General features: G+C 59.8%; 13 protein-coding genes. 8 read left to right on the top strand and 5 right to left on the bottom strand.

Annotated features, from left to right (window positions below):
* The first annotated feature begins 28 nt into the window (after positions 1 to 28).
* From MSL71_RS26450 to MSL71_RS12655, 5 genes are all read left to right on the top strand, one after another.
* The gene (locus MSL71_RS26450) at positions 29 to 505 is read left to right on the top strand and encodes a hydrogenase iron-sulfur subunit (protein WP_484482037.1); all 477 of its coding nucleotides are present in this window, start codon (positions 29 to 31) and stop codon (positions 503 to 505) included.
* Positions 502 to 1,170, top strand: a complete 669-nt coding sequence (locus MSL71_RS12670; protein ID WP_218951024.1) for a methylenetetrahydrofolate reductase C-terminal domain-containing protein — start codon at positions 502 to 504, stop codon at positions 1,168 to 1,170. Before MSL71_RS26450 ends, MSL71_RS12670 begins: the two co-directional genes overlap by 4 nt.
* Positions 1,167 to 2,147 (top strand): methylenetetrahydrofolate reductase, encoded by a 981-nt coding sequence (locus MSL71_RS12665; protein WP_218951023.1) that lies wholly within the window; start codon positions 1,167 to 1,169, stop codon positions 2,145 to 2,147. The genes MSL71_RS12670 and MSL71_RS12665 overlap by 4 nt, the downstream gene beginning before the upstream one ends.
* Positions 2,148 to 2,329: 182 nt before the next feature.
* Positions 2,330 to 2,719, top strand: a complete 390-nt coding sequence (locus MSL71_RS12660; protein WP_180140864.1) for a response regulator transcription factor — start codon at positions 2,330 to 2,332, stop codon at positions 2,717 to 2,719.
* A gap of 131 nt (positions 2,720 to 2,850) precedes the next feature.
* Positions 2,851 to 3,408, top strand: coding sequence for a cob(I)yrinic acid a,c-diamide adenosyltransferase (locus tag MSL71_RS12655; protein WP_180140861.1), 558 nt, complete (start codon positions 2,851 to 2,853; stop codon positions 3,406 to 3,408).
* A gap of 697 nt (positions 3,409 to 4,105) precedes the next feature.
* On the opposite strand, the gene MSL71_RS12650 is transcribed toward MSL71_RS12655, so the two are convergent.
* Positions 4,106 to 5,407: a CBS domain-containing protein gene (locus MSL71_RS12650; protein ID WP_180140859.1), complete on the bottom strand. Its 1,302-nt coding sequence runs from the start codon at positions 5,405 to 5,407 to the stop codon at positions 4,106 to 4,108.
* A 735-nt stretch (positions 5,408 to 6,142) separates the two neighbouring features.
* On the opposite strand from MSL71_RS12650, the gene MSL71_RS12645 reads away from it, so the two are divergent.
* Together MSL71_RS12645 and MSL71_RS12640 are read left to right on the top strand one after the other, a co-directional pair.
* Positions 6,143 to 6,694: a glycine cleavage system transcriptional repressor gene (locus tag MSL71_RS12645; RefSeq protein WP_180140857.1), complete on the top strand. Its 552-nt coding sequence runs from the start codon at positions 6,143 to 6,145 to the stop codon at positions 6,692 to 6,694.
* 55 nt (positions 6,695 to 6,749) lie between these two features.
* Positions 6,750 to 8,123: a PFL family protein gene (locus MSL71_RS12640; RefSeq protein WP_180140854.1), complete on the top strand. Its 1,374-nt coding sequence runs from the start codon at positions 6,750 to 6,752 to the stop codon at positions 8,121 to 8,123.
* Between the two features lie 368 nt (positions 8,124 to 8,491).
* Here the strand turns inward: MSL71_RS12640 and MSL71_RS12635 are convergent, their stop codons facing one another.
* The 4 genes from MSL71_RS12635 to MSL71_RS12620 are packed head-to-tail and all read right to left on the bottom strand — an operon-like array spanning position 8,492 to position 11,469.
* The gene (locus MSL71_RS12635; protein WP_218951022.1) at positions 8,492 to 9,391 is read right to left on the bottom strand and encodes a thiamine pyrophosphate-dependent enzyme; all 900 of its coding nucleotides are present in this window, start codon (positions 9,389 to 9,391) and stop codon (positions 8,492 to 8,494) included.
* Positions 9,392 to 9,403: 12 nt separating this feature from the next.
* On the bottom strand, positions 9,404 to 10,597 hold the full coding sequence (locus tag MSL71_RS12630) for a pyruvate ferredoxin oxidoreductase (RefSeq protein ID WP_180140852.1): 1,194 nt from the start codon (positions 10,595 to 10,597) through the stop codon (positions 9,404 to 9,406).
* A 3-nt stretch (positions 10,598 to 10,600) separates the two neighbouring features.
* Positions 10,601 to 10,906, bottom strand: a complete 306-nt coding sequence (locus MSL71_RS12625) for a 4Fe-4S binding protein (protein ID WP_218951021.1) — start codon at positions 10,904 to 10,906, stop codon at positions 10,601 to 10,603.
* Positions 10,906 to 11,469, bottom strand: coding sequence for a 2-oxoacid:acceptor oxidoreductase family protein (locus MSL71_RS12620; protein WP_218951020.1), 564 nt, complete (start codon positions 11,467 to 11,469; stop codon positions 10,906 to 10,908). Before MSL71_RS12620 ends, MSL71_RS12625 begins: the two co-directional genes overlap by 1 nt.
* Before the next feature lie 733 nt (positions 11,470 to 12,202).
* On the opposite strand from MSL71_RS12620, the gene MSL71_RS12615 reads away from it, so the two are divergent.
* A complete protein-coding gene (locus MSL71_RS12615) occupies positions 12,203 to 13,267 on the top strand; it encodes a branched-chain amino acid aminotransferase (protein ID WP_180140850.1) in 1,065 nt (354 codons plus the stop codon).
* Positions 13,268 to 13,300 lie beyond the last annotated feature (33 nt).

The following is a 13,300-nucleotide window of genomic DNA, read 5'->3' as shown; positions in this document are numbered from 1 at the left end:
AACGGATATCCAAACACATGGAGGACCCATGGCTGATTTGGTAACAAAAATGGAGACCGAAGCGCATGGCGCGGCACCGGCATGGCAGCCCAAGATCCTTGCCTTTGCCTGTCACTACTGTGCCTTTGCAGCGGCCGATCTGGCCGGGGTGATGCGTCTTTCCTACCCCACCAACGTCAAAACCATCCGGCTGCCCTGCACGGGCAAGCTGGACCACGGCTATGTGCTCAAGGCCTTTGAACGGGGATTTGACGGCATCTTCGTGGCGGGTTGACTCCAGGGCCAATGTCATTTCCTGGAAGGAAATACAAACGCAGCCAAGCGCGTCACCCGTCTTAAGCAACTCATCGCCCAGGTGGGCCTGGAGCCGGAGCGCCTTGAAATGTTCAACCTCTCCGCCGCCATGGGACCGAGGTGGGCGGAGATCTGCCGTGAATTTACGGAAACCGTGCGAGAACTCGGGCCATCGCCCTTCGGAGAACCCCATCAAGGAGACAAGCGATGATCGTCGGACAGCAGAAACCGTTGGAAGAGATCTGGGAGATGGTCAAAGACCAGAAACGCCTGCTCGTGCTGGGCTGCAACACCTGTGTGGCGGTCTGCCATGAGGGGGGAAGCAAAGAGGCCGGGATCATCGCCTCCCTGCTCCGCATGAAGGCAAGCAAGGAAGGCGTCACCATGGAGATCACCGAAGGTGGCGTGGAGCGGCAATGCGAAGAGGAGTTTTTTGCCCCTGTGCATGGGGCCATTGCCGGGGCCGACGCGGTGCTCTCCACGGCCTGCGGCATCGGCGTGCAGTTCATCGCCGCCTTCTGGAAGGACAAGCCGGTCTTTCCGGCCCTGAACACCACCTTTTTAGGGGGAGTGGAGACCGAAGGGGTCTTCTCCGAACGATGTCAGGCCTGCGGAAGCTGTGTCCTCGGACGCACCGGCGGCATCTGCCCCATTTCGCGCTGCGCCAAGCGGGTCTTAAACGGCCCCTGCGGCGGCTCGGTGGACGGACGCTGCGAGATCAACAAAAACACCCCGTGTGCCTGGCAGCTCATCGTGGACCGCCTCAGGGAGCTCAACCAGATGGACCGCTACGAAGAGCTCTCCCCCATCCAGGACTGGTCCACGGACCGGGCCGGCGGTCCGAGAACCCTGGAACAGGAGGATTTGAAACAATGAGACCCAAACGTACCCCGCGCACCGCAAGCCGCCTGGAACACGTCCTGGCCCAGGGTCATCTGGCCGTCACCTCCGAATGCGGCCCCCCCAGGGGAACAGACGGCAACGTACTGGAGACCAAGGGCGCCATGCTCAAAGGTTACGTCGACGTGGTGAACGTCACGGACAATCAGACCTCCATGACCCGGCTCTGCAGCCTGGCCGCCTCCATCCGGCTGAAACAGGCAGGGCTGGAGCCTGTTCTCCAGATGGTCACCCGGGACAAAAACCGCATCGCCCTGCAAAGCGATATCCTGGGGGCAGCCTCCTTTGACATCAACAACATCCTCTGCCTCACCGGCGACCACCAGAGCTTCGGGGACTGCAAGACCGGTCAGAACGTCCACGACCTGGACTCCATGCAGCTCCTCCAGGTGGTTCGGCAGATGCGTGACGACGGCACCTTCATCGGTGGAGACGCCATCAGCCGCCCGCCGGAGATGTTCATCGGAGCGGCGGCCAACCCCTTTGCCGATCCCTTTGAGATCCGGGTCCCACGCCTGGCCAAGAAGATCGCCGCCGGGGCCGAGTTCATCCAGACCCAGTGCATCTACAACGTTGATAAATTCGAGGCGTGGATGCAAGGAGTCCGGGACCGGGGCCTCCACGAGCAGACCTACATCCTTGCAGGGGTCACCCCCTTCAAGACCGCGGGCATGGCCAAATACATGCGCAGCCGCGTCCCGGGCATCGATGTTCCCGAAGAGCTGGTCAAACGCATGAGCGACACCCCCAAAGAGAAACAGGCAGACGAAGGCATCGCCATCTGCCTGGAGACCATCGAACGCCTCAAGGAGGTGGAGGGGGTCTGCGGATTCCACGTTATGGCCATCGAGTGGGAGGAGAAGGTCCCCGAAATCGTTAAGCGGGCCGGGCTCTACCCCAGGCCGGAGCTGGAAGAAGCCACGCCGATGCCCGCTTCAGCAGCGGCCCCCTGAACCTTTGACATCACTACTGAAACACCCCCGGAGCATGACCGCAAGGACCTGCCCTTGCCCCCCATACCCCACACCCTGGCCGGGCGGGAAACCGCCCGGAAAGGCGCGACCGGACCCGGTTGGACACCACGGATGCCGGACCGCACCTGAGCCATCAACCCATGCCGATCAAGGAGGTTGCCATGACAGAAAAAAAGCGTGTTCTTGTGGTGGATGACGAACCTGATATGACCCTCGTCATCAAAAAAAGGCTCGAAAGAGAGGGGTTCCTCACCGAGGTGGCCTACAACGGCAGCGAGGCCATCGCCAAGGTGGAGGCCAACCCCCCGGACGCCATTGTCCTTGACGTCATGATGCCGGAGATGGATGGCTACGCGGTCTGCGACCAGCTGAAAAACGACGAAAAGTACGAGGGAATTCCCATCCTCATGCTCACCGCCGTGGCCGACCACGTGGGCTCAACCCGCTACTCCCATTACGACGGGCGGGCCATGGAGGCCGATGACTACATTCCCAAGGGTCCCGATTCCACCGAAGAGATCGTTGCAGGCGTCAAACGACTTCTGCTGTAAGGCCATCGCCACAAAAACGGATTCCCCGGGCAAGCCGACATCGTGTTAACGGCATTGCCCGGGGTATCTCCGCTGGGGAAGCACAAAATACGCCCCCCCTTGGATGTCATGCATGCCATCAGGACACTGCCATGGAGATCAGAACATTCGAACCCAAGGAGAGATGCGGCCTTGTGGTGGTCATCACCGGCTACGGCAAAGGCAAGACCACCAGCGCCATGGGCATGGCCCTGCGGGCCGCAGGCCACGGCATGAAGACCTGCATTATCCAGTTTATGAAAGGGGATCTCTACTCCGGGGAGTGGGACGGAGTTAAAAAGCTCGGCGGCCTGGTGGAGCTCACCGCCACCGGCAAAGGCTTCTGCGGCATCGAAGGCAACCCATACTCCCACGCCGAACACCGGAAAAACGCCCAGGATGCCGTGGCCCTGGCCCACGACAAAATAGCCTCGGGCCGCTTTGACCTCCTTATCCTCGATGAAATCAACAACGCCCTTCACCTCAACCTCGTGGACCTTGATCAGGTCCATGCCCTCCTGCACAAACGCCCGGCCCCCCTCCACCTGGTCCTCACCGGCAGGGACGCCCACCCCGAAATCATCGACAGAGCCGACACCGCAAGCGAAGTCCGCGAAATCAAGCACGCCTACAGAAAAGGCATCGAGCCCCAGCCGGGGGTTGATTTCTAAAGCTTCTGGCCTCACGTTACGTTTGCGGTGCGGGGGCCGCACCCTACGCTTCGCAGCCCAAGCGGGACCGGGAGTTCCGTGGGGACAGGGAATCGTTTTCGCCATGGCGGCAAAAGGCCGGCGTCCCGTAGGGTGCGCCGTGCGCACCGTCAATTACCGGAGAAAACGGATGGGTTACGGCGTCGTAAAATGGCGTTGGCTGTGGCCAAAGCCGATGGTCTCGCGTTACGTTTGTGGTGCAGGGGCCGCACCCTACGCTTCGCAGCCCCGGCGGGACCGGGAGTTCCGTGGGGACAGGGAATCGTTTTCACCATGGCGGCAAAAGGCCGGTGTCCCGTAGGGTGCGCCGTGCGCACCGTCAATTACCGAAGAAAACGGATGGGTTACGGCGTCGTAAAATGGCGTTGGCTGTAGCCAAAGCCGATGGCCTCGCGTACCGTTTTGCGGTGCGGGGGCCGCACCCTACGCTTCGCAGATACAGGGGGATTGGGGTTCATACGATGGAGGAAAAGGCCGATATAGGGCATAGATATGAAAAAACAGGTAACAACACATTATAAAAAGAAAAGGTAAAAGCTCACCAACCCCGCGACGAATTTTCACGCCGGGAGGGTGGAAAATATTGGCCCACATCAAAATGGATAGAATTCAGGGAAACACCTTAATCTGTGGGCCAATATTTTTCATGAAAATTTTTTTAATCGGGGATGAGGTCGTAGTAGTAGCGCATCACGTCGGTGCGGGTAACAATACCGATCATCCTGCCATCCTCCACCACGGGCACCCGGCCGATATCATGTTTGATCATGAGACGTGCCGCCTCCAGAGGGCTCTTTTCGGCTTCGATCTCCACCACGGACGGGGTCATGTAGGCTTTGACCGGGGATTTAAGCTGCTTCTCCTTGCGGATTTTTTTGAAGTCGCGCCGGGAAATCACTCCCACCACCTTGCCGTTGTCGGTGACCGGCACTCCGGTGCAGCCCCGCTCCCGAAGGAGCTCGCCCAGGGTTTCCATGGGGGTGGTGGCCTCCACGGAGACCACGGGAAAGCTCATGATATCCCCCAGCTGAACCGAAGCCACCTGGTCGTTCTCCACGAGGTTGCAAAGCATCGTAAAGACGGCATCGGGATTGTGGAAATCGGACTTGAACTGGGCTGCCCCTGCCCCGGGATGGCCGCCGCCCCCCAGGGTGCGCATAAGTTTTCCCATGTCCAGATTTTCGGCCGTGCTGCGGCCGATGATCATACACTTGCTGCCCTCCCCGTCGTAGAAGACGCCGAAGGCCGCGTCGCTGTTTTCCAGGTCAAGGAACATGTTCACAACCACGGAGAGGTTGGCCACATGGCCCTCGATGGGCACCGCCGCAAAGGAGAGGGTGTAACCGTTGACCTTGCGCCTCTCCGGGTTCTTCATCATCTCAAAGAGCACGGACTTCTGTTTTTCACCGTACACCTGCTTGAGAAACCCGCTTAAAACGGAGAGATCGGCCTTTCGATCCAGAAGCCAGGCAACGGCCCGGGCGTCTTCGGGGGTGGTGGAAGGGTAGGTGAGGCTTCCGGTGTCCTCATAAATGCCGATAAGAAACAGGGTCGCCAAAATGGGGGTAAGGACCATGCGCCGGGCTTCCAGTTCGAGAATGAGGTGGGTGACGGCAGAGCCATAACCCTCGTTTCGAACCATGTCTGCCTTGATGTCACCGCCGTGGTGATGGTCCCAGATATGAATGGTGAGATCGTCCCGCTCCTGCAACGGGGCAAACCCGTCCAGGCGCTTCCAGCTGTTGGTGTCCACCACAATGAGCTGGGTCACCTCATCCAGATTGATCTCTCGCGGGTGGAGGATCTCGAACAGATCCTTGTGAATGGCCATGAAGGCCCGAACATTGGCGTTGACGCTTTTGGGAAGAACCGGAACCGCATCCGGGTAAATCATGGTGGCGGCAATAAGGGAGGCCAACCCGTCAAAGTCGGTCCCCTTGTGGGTCGTCACGATCTGCATGGTATCTCCTGTGCCACAACTCTCCAGTCTTTAGAGGTCGGATTGAATGGTTTCCTTTAGGTTTCGTCCATATCGTACCGACAGCAGAGCCCTTTATGAATCTCCCTTAAGGCCTTGCTGTGCATCCGGCCTCCCCCATGGATCCATGAAAGTTATACCCACTGTATCAAGCATATTGTAAAAAGGATCACGGATTTTTCAACCCCTTCCCCAACATTTCCCCCACAAAAAAGGAAAGCCCGTGGAAACAGCTCTGCCATAAGAATCGTGGATTCCGCCCGACCCGGCATCCGCCCGATTTCCACTGCGCAAATACGCAGCCTACTTTTTATGTAGCACTCCAGCCAAGGGTACGGTCTCCGTTTAAAGCGGTATTTGCCCCTTGAAACAGCAGGTAGCATCGAATCACAACCCACCCATTGAGGTTTTCCGCAACGCCACAGGCCAGCCCCTCTGCGCCACCCCTCCCCCCCACCCCCGAAAGCCGCTATTTGGTAATAATAATGGTGTTCATGCCGATGCGTTCATGGTACATAACACACATCGTGTCAACCCGAAGGGAACGACGCGATTGATATTTCAAGGCTGAAATCACGGATCGGGCTTCTGATTTACGCAATCACAAACCCATATCTTGCCGAAAGGCACGGAACGAGACGTTCCCGACAGCCCATTTTATTACGGTGACCGACCCTTCGGGCGGCCACACCAACATCACAGAGTCAGGTTGTACACATGAGCAAGATCATCATCACGGTAATCGGAAAAGACCGGCCCGGCATCGTCTCATCGGTGGCCCGGGTTCTTCTGCAGCTGGACTGCAACATAGAAAATGTCAGCCAGACCATCCTTCAGTCCGAATTTGCGGGTCTTTACATTGTCTCCATGCCGGCGGGTACTGATCTGGAAACGGTCACCGAGGCATTCAACGGCGCCTTTCAGGAAGATGGCCTCCAGATCCACATCAGCCCTCTGGACGTTAACGCACCCCAGGTCGAGTGTGAAGGCGAGCACTTTATCATCACCACCATCGGGCCGGACAGCAAGGGACTGGTGTACGACATCTCCAATGTCATCGCCGAAGCGGGCGTCAACATCATCAACCTGACGGCCGTGTTCGAAGGCGGAGACAACCCGGAGCGAAACATCATGGTCTACGAGATCCTGGTCCCTGATACCGTGGACCGGCACATTCTCTCTGCCACCCTCAAAGAGAAGGCAGCCAGCCTCAACCTGGCCCTCACCTTCCAGCACAAGAACATCTTCGACACGGTGAACCGCATTTGATGTGCGCCACCGCCGTCTTTACCAATGAAGCAAAAAAACATGTCAGGAACAGACCATGCTTAGCGATAACGAACTGATATCCACCGTGGAGATGCTCAAATACGAGCACCTCGACGTCCGTACCGTGACCCTCGGGATCAACCTCTTTGACTGCGCCAGCCACGACCTGGAGACCTTCAAGTCCAACCTGCGCAAAAAAATCACCCGCCTTGCAGGTCCCCTTGTGGCCACCTGCAACGCCATCGGAGACAAATACGGCATCGAGGTGGTGAACAAACGTATCTCCATCAGCCCCATCGCCGTGGTGGCCGCCCCCTTCAACGCCGACCAGATGGTTGAGATCGCCAAAACCTTGAACGACATTGCCGTGGAAGTGGGCGTGGACTTCATCGGCGGCTTCTCCGCCCTGGTGGAAAAAGGCATGGCCAACGGAGACCGGGCCCTCATCGAAGCCATCCCCGAAGCCCTCACCCAGACCGAGCGCATCTGCGCCTCGGTGAACGTGGGCTCCACCCGGGCAGGTATCAACATGGACGCGGTGCTCCTCATGGCCCAGGCCATCAAGCGCGGGGCTGCCCTCACCGCCGACAAGGACGGCCTTGCCGTGGCCAAACTCTGCGTCTTCTGCAACATCCCCCAGGACGTGCCCTTCATGGCCGGGGCCTACCTCGGCACCGGCGAAGCCGACGCCGTCATCAACGTGGGGGTCAGCGGCCCCGGCGTGGTGAAGCGTGCCATTGACCGCGCCGTGGAAGCCAAGCCCAACCTGGGCCTCGGCGACATCGCCGAAATCATCAAACGCACGGCCTGCAAGGTCACCCGGGTGGGCGAGCTCATCGGCCGCGAAGTGGCCCAGACCCTCGACATCCCCTTCGGCGTGGTGGACCTCTCCCTGGCCCCCACCCCCACCGTGGGCGACAGCGTGGGCGAAATTTTCCAGAGCCTGGGCCTCATCAGCATCGGCGCACCGGGCAGCACCGCAGCCCTTGCCATGCTCAACGACGCCGTGAAAAAAGGCGGCGCCTTTGCAAGCTCCCACGTGGGCGGCCTCTCCGGCGCCTTTATCCCTGTGAGCGAGGACCTGAACATTGAAGAGGCCTGCCAGAAGGGCTTCCTCAACATCGAAAAGCTGGAAGCCATGACCTGCGTCTGCTCCGTGGGCCTGGACATGGTGGCCATCCCCGGTGCCACCTCCGAGGAGACCATCGCAGGGATCATCGCCGACGAGATGGCCATCGGCATGATCAACAACAAGACCACCGCCTGCCGCCTCATCCCCGTGCCCGGCAAAGTGGCCGGAGAGAGCGCCCACTACGGGGGCCTCCTGGGCCACGCCACCATCATCGACGTGAAAAACTGCCAGGGCCGCAACGACTTCGTCCTCCACGGGGGTCGCATTCCGGCGCCCATCCACAGCCTGAAAAACTAAGGAGTGGTATAAAAATTTGGCCTCCGGCGGCCCTGCCGGAGGCCAAACGTTTAATCCGCCTTCGCCTGCAAAGACGGCTGCCCCATGTCATACATCACGCGAATGCCCCGAGAACGAGGGCATAATGGCTGCCTCCATGCATTCGCCATAGGGTTTCCAGGTGCCCCCACCTGGCCGCCGGAGGCTGCGTTTTCGTCAATCGATACGCACGGCGCCCCCAACCATTCCCCTGCAGCAACCCGGGCACCCGATCCGTGCGGCCCCCGCACCGCCCACGCCGCGCAAATCCCCGGCACCCTCTCCCCCAAATAAAAAACGGGCACCCCGAAGGGTACCCGTTTATTTGTTTCACAGTCGTTCGAGTGGTTCTATGCCGTATAATTGGCCCACTTCGAATCGATCATGCCCTGCATCTCTTCGATCACCGCATCGGAGAGGGAACTGAAGCGACGCTGGGTCTGGAAGTACTCGGTGACGGGGGTGCGCTCTTTGCCCACGCGCTTGGCAGACTCACCGGTAAGGGAGAACTCGCCCTTGACGATCTCGTAGAGGTCGAACAGGCCGGTGGTGACCCCCAGCTTGCCGATCTTCACGGTGTTGCGGGTGGGAAAACCCCAGCCCGAGGGGCACGGGGTGTGGACGTGGATGTAGCGCGTCCCGCCCTTCATGGAGGCGGCCTTCTTCACCTTGTCGTAGAGATCCAGGGGGTAGGCTGCTGAAGCCGTTGCCACGTAATCGATCCCATGGGCGGCGATGATGCTCGGCACGTCCTTTTTGTGCTGGAGCTTGCCCTTGATGGGGGTGGTGGTGGTCATGACGCCCTTGGGGGTGGTGCCGGAACGCTGCACACCGGTGTTCATGTAGGCTTCGTTGTCGTAGCAGATGTAGATGATGTCCTCACCGCGCTCGCAGGCGCCGGAGAGGGCCTGGATGCCGATGTCCCCGGTGCCGCCGTCGCCGGCAAAGGCCACGACATTCAAGTGATCCCGCCCGGTGGCGCGCAGGGCGGCCCGTACGCCGGTGGCGGCCGCGGCCGTGGAGGCAAAGGTGACGTTCACGCAAGGGAGCTTGGTGGAGGCCACGGGGTAGAGCCCCTGGAGAACAGTCAGGCAGCTGGGGGGAACGGCCAGAACCGTATCCTTGCCCAGGGCTTTCAGGGCGGTGCGGTACACGATGCCCAGGCCGCAGCCGGAGCAGGCGCGGTTGCCCGGATTCATGATCTCTTCATCCGTCAGGCTCAAAATCGTTGTTTTTTTCTCGTTATCCATGGCAGCCACCCTCTACAGCTTCAGGCCGATCCACCGGGGTTCATCCCCGACGGCGGCTTCTTTGTTGATGGATTCGGTCAGGGCGTCGTACAGGTGCTGGGTCTTGATCTCCCGGCCCCCAAGGCCCACGATGTAGTTGTGCACGAACGGCCGGGTCTCGGCGCTGTAGAGCGCGGACTTGACGTCTGCATAGAGAGCCCCCTGGTTGCCGTAAGAGAGCGCCTTTTCAAGCACGATGACGCCCTTGAACGCGGAAAGGGCCTCGCGCACGGCGGCGTCGGGAAAGGGCCGGTAGACCTTCAGGCCCATGACACCCACCTTGATCCCCTCTTCCCGCATGGCATCCACCACGTCGCGGAGCTGGTAGGAGAGAGAGCCCATGCAGAAAGCCACGTAGTCGGCGTCGTCACAGCAGTAGGGCTCCAGGAAGGGCTCTCCGCCACGGCCGAAAATTTCGCCGAACTCCCCGTCGATCTTTTCAATCTCGGAAAGGGCCGCGCGCAGGTCCGTGTGCAGGGTCTTGCGGATCTCCATGTAACCGGGGGCCGTGTTGCCGTGAAGGTCGGGTCGCACGTCCGGCAGGGTCACGGTGTTGAAATTCCGAGGCTTTTCCGGGTTCAGGAAATGGGTGGGCTCAAAGCCGGGCAGAAAGGCGTCCACCTTCTCCTGCTCGGGCACGTCAAAGGGCATGTAGGTGTGGGACAGAAGGTAGCCGTCGTAGCACACCATAACGGGGATGCTCACGGTTTCGGCAAGTTTGAAGGCCTTGAGCACCGTGTCGTGAATCTGCTGATGGTCGGCACAGTAAAGCTGAATCCACCCCAGGTCCCGCTGGCTCACCGTATCCTGATGGTCGTTCCAGACGGTCCAGGGCGCGCCCACGCCGCGGTTGGCCACACACATGACGATGGGAAGACGGGCCCCTGCCGCCCAGTGGAGCTGCTCGTTCATGTAGAGCAGGCCGTTGGCGCTGGTGGCGGTAAAGGAGCGGGCCCCGGCGGTGGAGGAGGCGATGCACACGGCCATGGCGCTGTGCTCGCTCTCCACGGGGATGTATTCGGCAGGGAGGTCACCGGACTCGACGAACTCGGACAATTTTTCCGTCAGAGGGGTCTGCGGCGTGATGGGGTAGGCGGCGATTACCTGGGTCCTCGCCAGTTTGACCCCAGTTGCGGCAGCCACGTTGCCTGATTCAATCACATGCATGGTCTATTTCTCCTCCTTGGTAAAGCTCGCCTCGGGCACCATGGAGATGGCCCCGGCGGGACACTCCTCGGCGCAGATGCCGCACCCCTTGCAATAGGTATAATCAATGGTGGGCGGAATGGTCTTGGTGACCACCGCGTCGGGGCAGTAGAGCCAGCAGTTGAAACACGACGGCTTCCCGGTTTTGGCGGGAATACACTTCTCCGTATCGATGACGGGACGAACCACCCGCCAGGATCCGGTGTTGCCCCCGTCCCCGGGGCCCGGTTCACTGACAGAGATCATGTTGCAGAATGCGTCTTTGGACATCAGGCACCTCCGATGACTGTGCGATCATAAGTAAGGGCGGCCGCCCGGGCGTTCTCCTCGGGCTTCATGACGGAAAACTCGTTGAGGATGGCTTCCCTCAAAAGGTCACGGCTCACCAGACCGGTGGCCTTGGCAAAGGCACCGATGATCCCGGTGTTGACGATGCCGGGGGCCAGGCCGGCCTCCAGGGCATGGGACGTCACATCGGAGATGGAGAGTTTGTGGGCGCCGAAGTCGTAGGTGTCTATGGCTTTCGGGGTGTTGAGGATAATCTGCCCCCCGTCCTTCAGGCCATGGGTGACGTCCACTTCCTCAAGGAGGGTGTGGTCCAGAACCACAACCATATCCGGGGTTTCAATGGGAGAGAGATCGTAGATTTTCTCCCGGGAGATCTTCAGGGACGTGAAAACGGGGGCTCCCCTACGCTCCGTTCCGAAGGTGGGGGCCATAACCACACCTTTGTAGCCAGCCTTGAACACGGCGTTGGCCACAACCTTGGCGGCTGTGATGGCACCCTGACCTCCCCGGCCGTGCCAACGGATTTCAATGATGTCCTGTCTCATGTTTCACCACTTTCAGCACGTTGATGTGCCTTGATCATGCCTGGCACCTGCCCGAATAGCGCCCGGGAAGGTGCAGAATATCCAAAGATATCCGACCCGGAATCATTCCGGGCCAGGGGGATACGATACCACCTGCGCCGTCCTTCCGTCTACCCTCGGAAAAACGTGCCGAATCAGGGAGCTGCCGTATCCTTTCACATTGCTTGGGCTGCCTTTCACTTGACGTTAACGTCAAGATCAATCAAGAAGCAATATCGCAAACCAAATTCCCTTGTCAAGCCCCTTTGCACAAGTTGCTCCGTCACAGACGGAAAACTTTGTTAATATGCGTTTTTCAAGGACATTGGCCACATTCTTCTTGATTTACCCCTCGGATACCGCTATCTAAATTTTAAAACCTGTGCGCACTTGCCGCTCAAGGCGTCACCATGCCGAGACCGATTCGACACCCAGCCGTTTGGTCCTCTACCCCGGCCCATGGCCAGAGCCTGTCCGTTCTGCGCATCCGAAACATATTGAGGCACCCGGCAAAGACATTGCGTGACGAGCCGCCCCTGAAAATCATCAATTTTCAAGGACATAATCCAAAAGCCGATACGGCTTACCTGTCACTGCAACCCTTGCCCTGCCCCCGACACACGGTTCACTCTGCATGGCGTTTCGCCATACTGATATATCAACCTTCAATGGCCGCGCATGTCACAGCCATTGCCACGACTTTTTGAGGTCTTCCATGGATATCACCATCAACAGAATCGACACGCCCAAGGCACACCCCGATGAATCCAATCTGGGATTCGGGACCATCTTCACCGACCACATGTTCTGCATGGACTACACCGAAGGCATCGGGTGGCACGACGCCCGCATTGTTCCCTACGGTCCCTTTGAGGTGAGCCCCGCCACCATGGTCCTCCACTACGGACAGACCATCTTCGAGGGCCTGAAGGTCTACAAGAAGGAAGACGGATCCGCCCAGCTCTTCCGCCCCCGCGACAACTTCGAGCGCCTCAACCGCTCCGCCCACGCCCTCTGCATCCCCGAGATCAACGTGGACGACTGCCTGGAGGCCCTCCAGGCCCTCCTCTGCATGGAAAAGGGCTGGATCCCTTCTGCCCCCGGCACCTCGCTGTATGTCCGGCCCTTCATCATCGCCATGGACCCCTACATCGGCCTGAAGTCCTCCCCCACCCACCGGTTCATGATCATCCTCTCCCCGGTGGGCGCCTACTACCCCGAAGGGTTCAATCCGGTGAAGATCTGGGTCTCCCCGGAACACGTCCGTGCCGTCCGCGGCGGCCTCGGCGCAGCCAAAACCGCCGCCAACTACGCGGCCAGCCTCTACGCCACCGAGATCGCCCAGGCCGAAGGCTACACCCAGGTTCTCTGGCTTGACGGCGTGGAGCGCAAGTATGTTGAAGAAGTGGGCTCCATGAACATCTTCTTTGTCATCGACGACGAGATCGTCACCCCCGAGCTCAACGGCAGCATCCTGGCAGGTATCACCCGGGACTCCGTTCTCAAGCTGGCCCGCCACCAGGGCAAAAAAGTCGCGGAAAAACGCATCTCCATTGACGAGGTGTTCAAGGCCCACGAAGAAGGCCGCCTTCAGGAGGTCTTCGGCTCCGGTACCGCAGCGGTCATCTCCCCGGTCAACAAGATCAAGTACGGCGACCGCGAGATCACCGTGGGCGACGGCGGCGCAGGCCCCATCTCCTCCGGCATCTTCAACGACCTCATGGACATCCAGTTCGGTCGTTCCGAAGACCCCCTGAACTGGATCGTTCCCGTGGCCTAAGTCCCTCGCACGGCTGAGGCAGACGCCACCCAT

The sequence above is a fragment of the Desulfoluna butyratoxydans genome (assembly GCF_900699765.1).
GTDB classification, from domain to species: domain Bacteria; phylum Desulfobacterota; class Desulfobacteria; order Desulfobacterales; family Desulfolunaceae; genus Desulfoluna; species Desulfoluna butyratoxydans.
Note: the sequence above shows the minus strand (reverse complement) of the source record. Positions and strands in the feature narration are given on the sequence as shown.

Bases quoted from the DNA above. Each gene is read 5' to 3' on its own strand.
- MSL71_RS12670 (WP_218951024.1), top strand. From the start codon at position 502: ATGATCGTCGGACAGCAGAAACCGTTGGAAGAGATCTGGGAGATGGTC.
- MSL71_RS12665 (WP_218951023.1), top strand. From the start codon at position 1,167: ATGAGACCCAAACGTACCCCGCGCACCGCAAGCCGCCTGGAACACGTC.
- MSL71_RS12660 (WP_180140864.1), top strand. From the start codon at position 2,330: ATGACAGAAAAAAAGCGTGTTCTTGTGGTGGATGACGAACCTGATATG.
- MSL71_RS12655 (WP_180140861.1), top strand. From the start codon at position 2,851: ATGGAGATCAGAACATTCGAACCCAAGGAGAGATGCGGCCTTGTGGTG.
- MSL71_RS12650 (WP_180140859.1), bottom strand. From the start codon at position 5,407: ATGCAGATCGTGACGACCCACAAGGGGACCGACTTTGACGGGTTGGCC.
- MSL71_RS12645 (WP_180140857.1), top strand. From the start codon at position 6,143: ATGAGCAAGATCATCATCACGGTAATCGGAAAAGACCGGCCCGGCATC.
- MSL71_RS12640 (WP_180140854.1), top strand. From the start codon at position 6,750: ATGCTTAGCGATAACGAACTGATATCCACCGTGGAGATGCTCAAATAC.
- MSL71_RS12635 (WP_218951022.1), bottom strand. From the start codon at position 9,391: ATGGATAACGAGAAAAAAACAACGATTTTGAGCCTGACGGATGAAGAG.
- MSL71_RS12630 (WP_180140852.1), bottom strand. From the start codon at position 10,597: ATGCATGTGATTGAATCAGGCAACGTGGCTGCCGCAACTGGGGTCAAA.
- MSL71_RS12625 (WP_218951021.1), bottom strand. From the start codon at position 10,906: ATGTCCAAAGACGCATTCTGCAACATGATCTCTGTCAGTGAACCGGGC.
- MSL71_RS12620 (WP_218951020.1), bottom strand. From the start codon at position 11,469: ATGAGACAGGACATCATTGAAATCCGTTGGCACGGCCGGGGAGGTCAG.
- MSL71_RS12615 (WP_180140850.1), top strand. From the start codon at position 12,203: ATGGATATCACCATCAACAGAATCGACACGCCCAAGGCACACCCCGAT.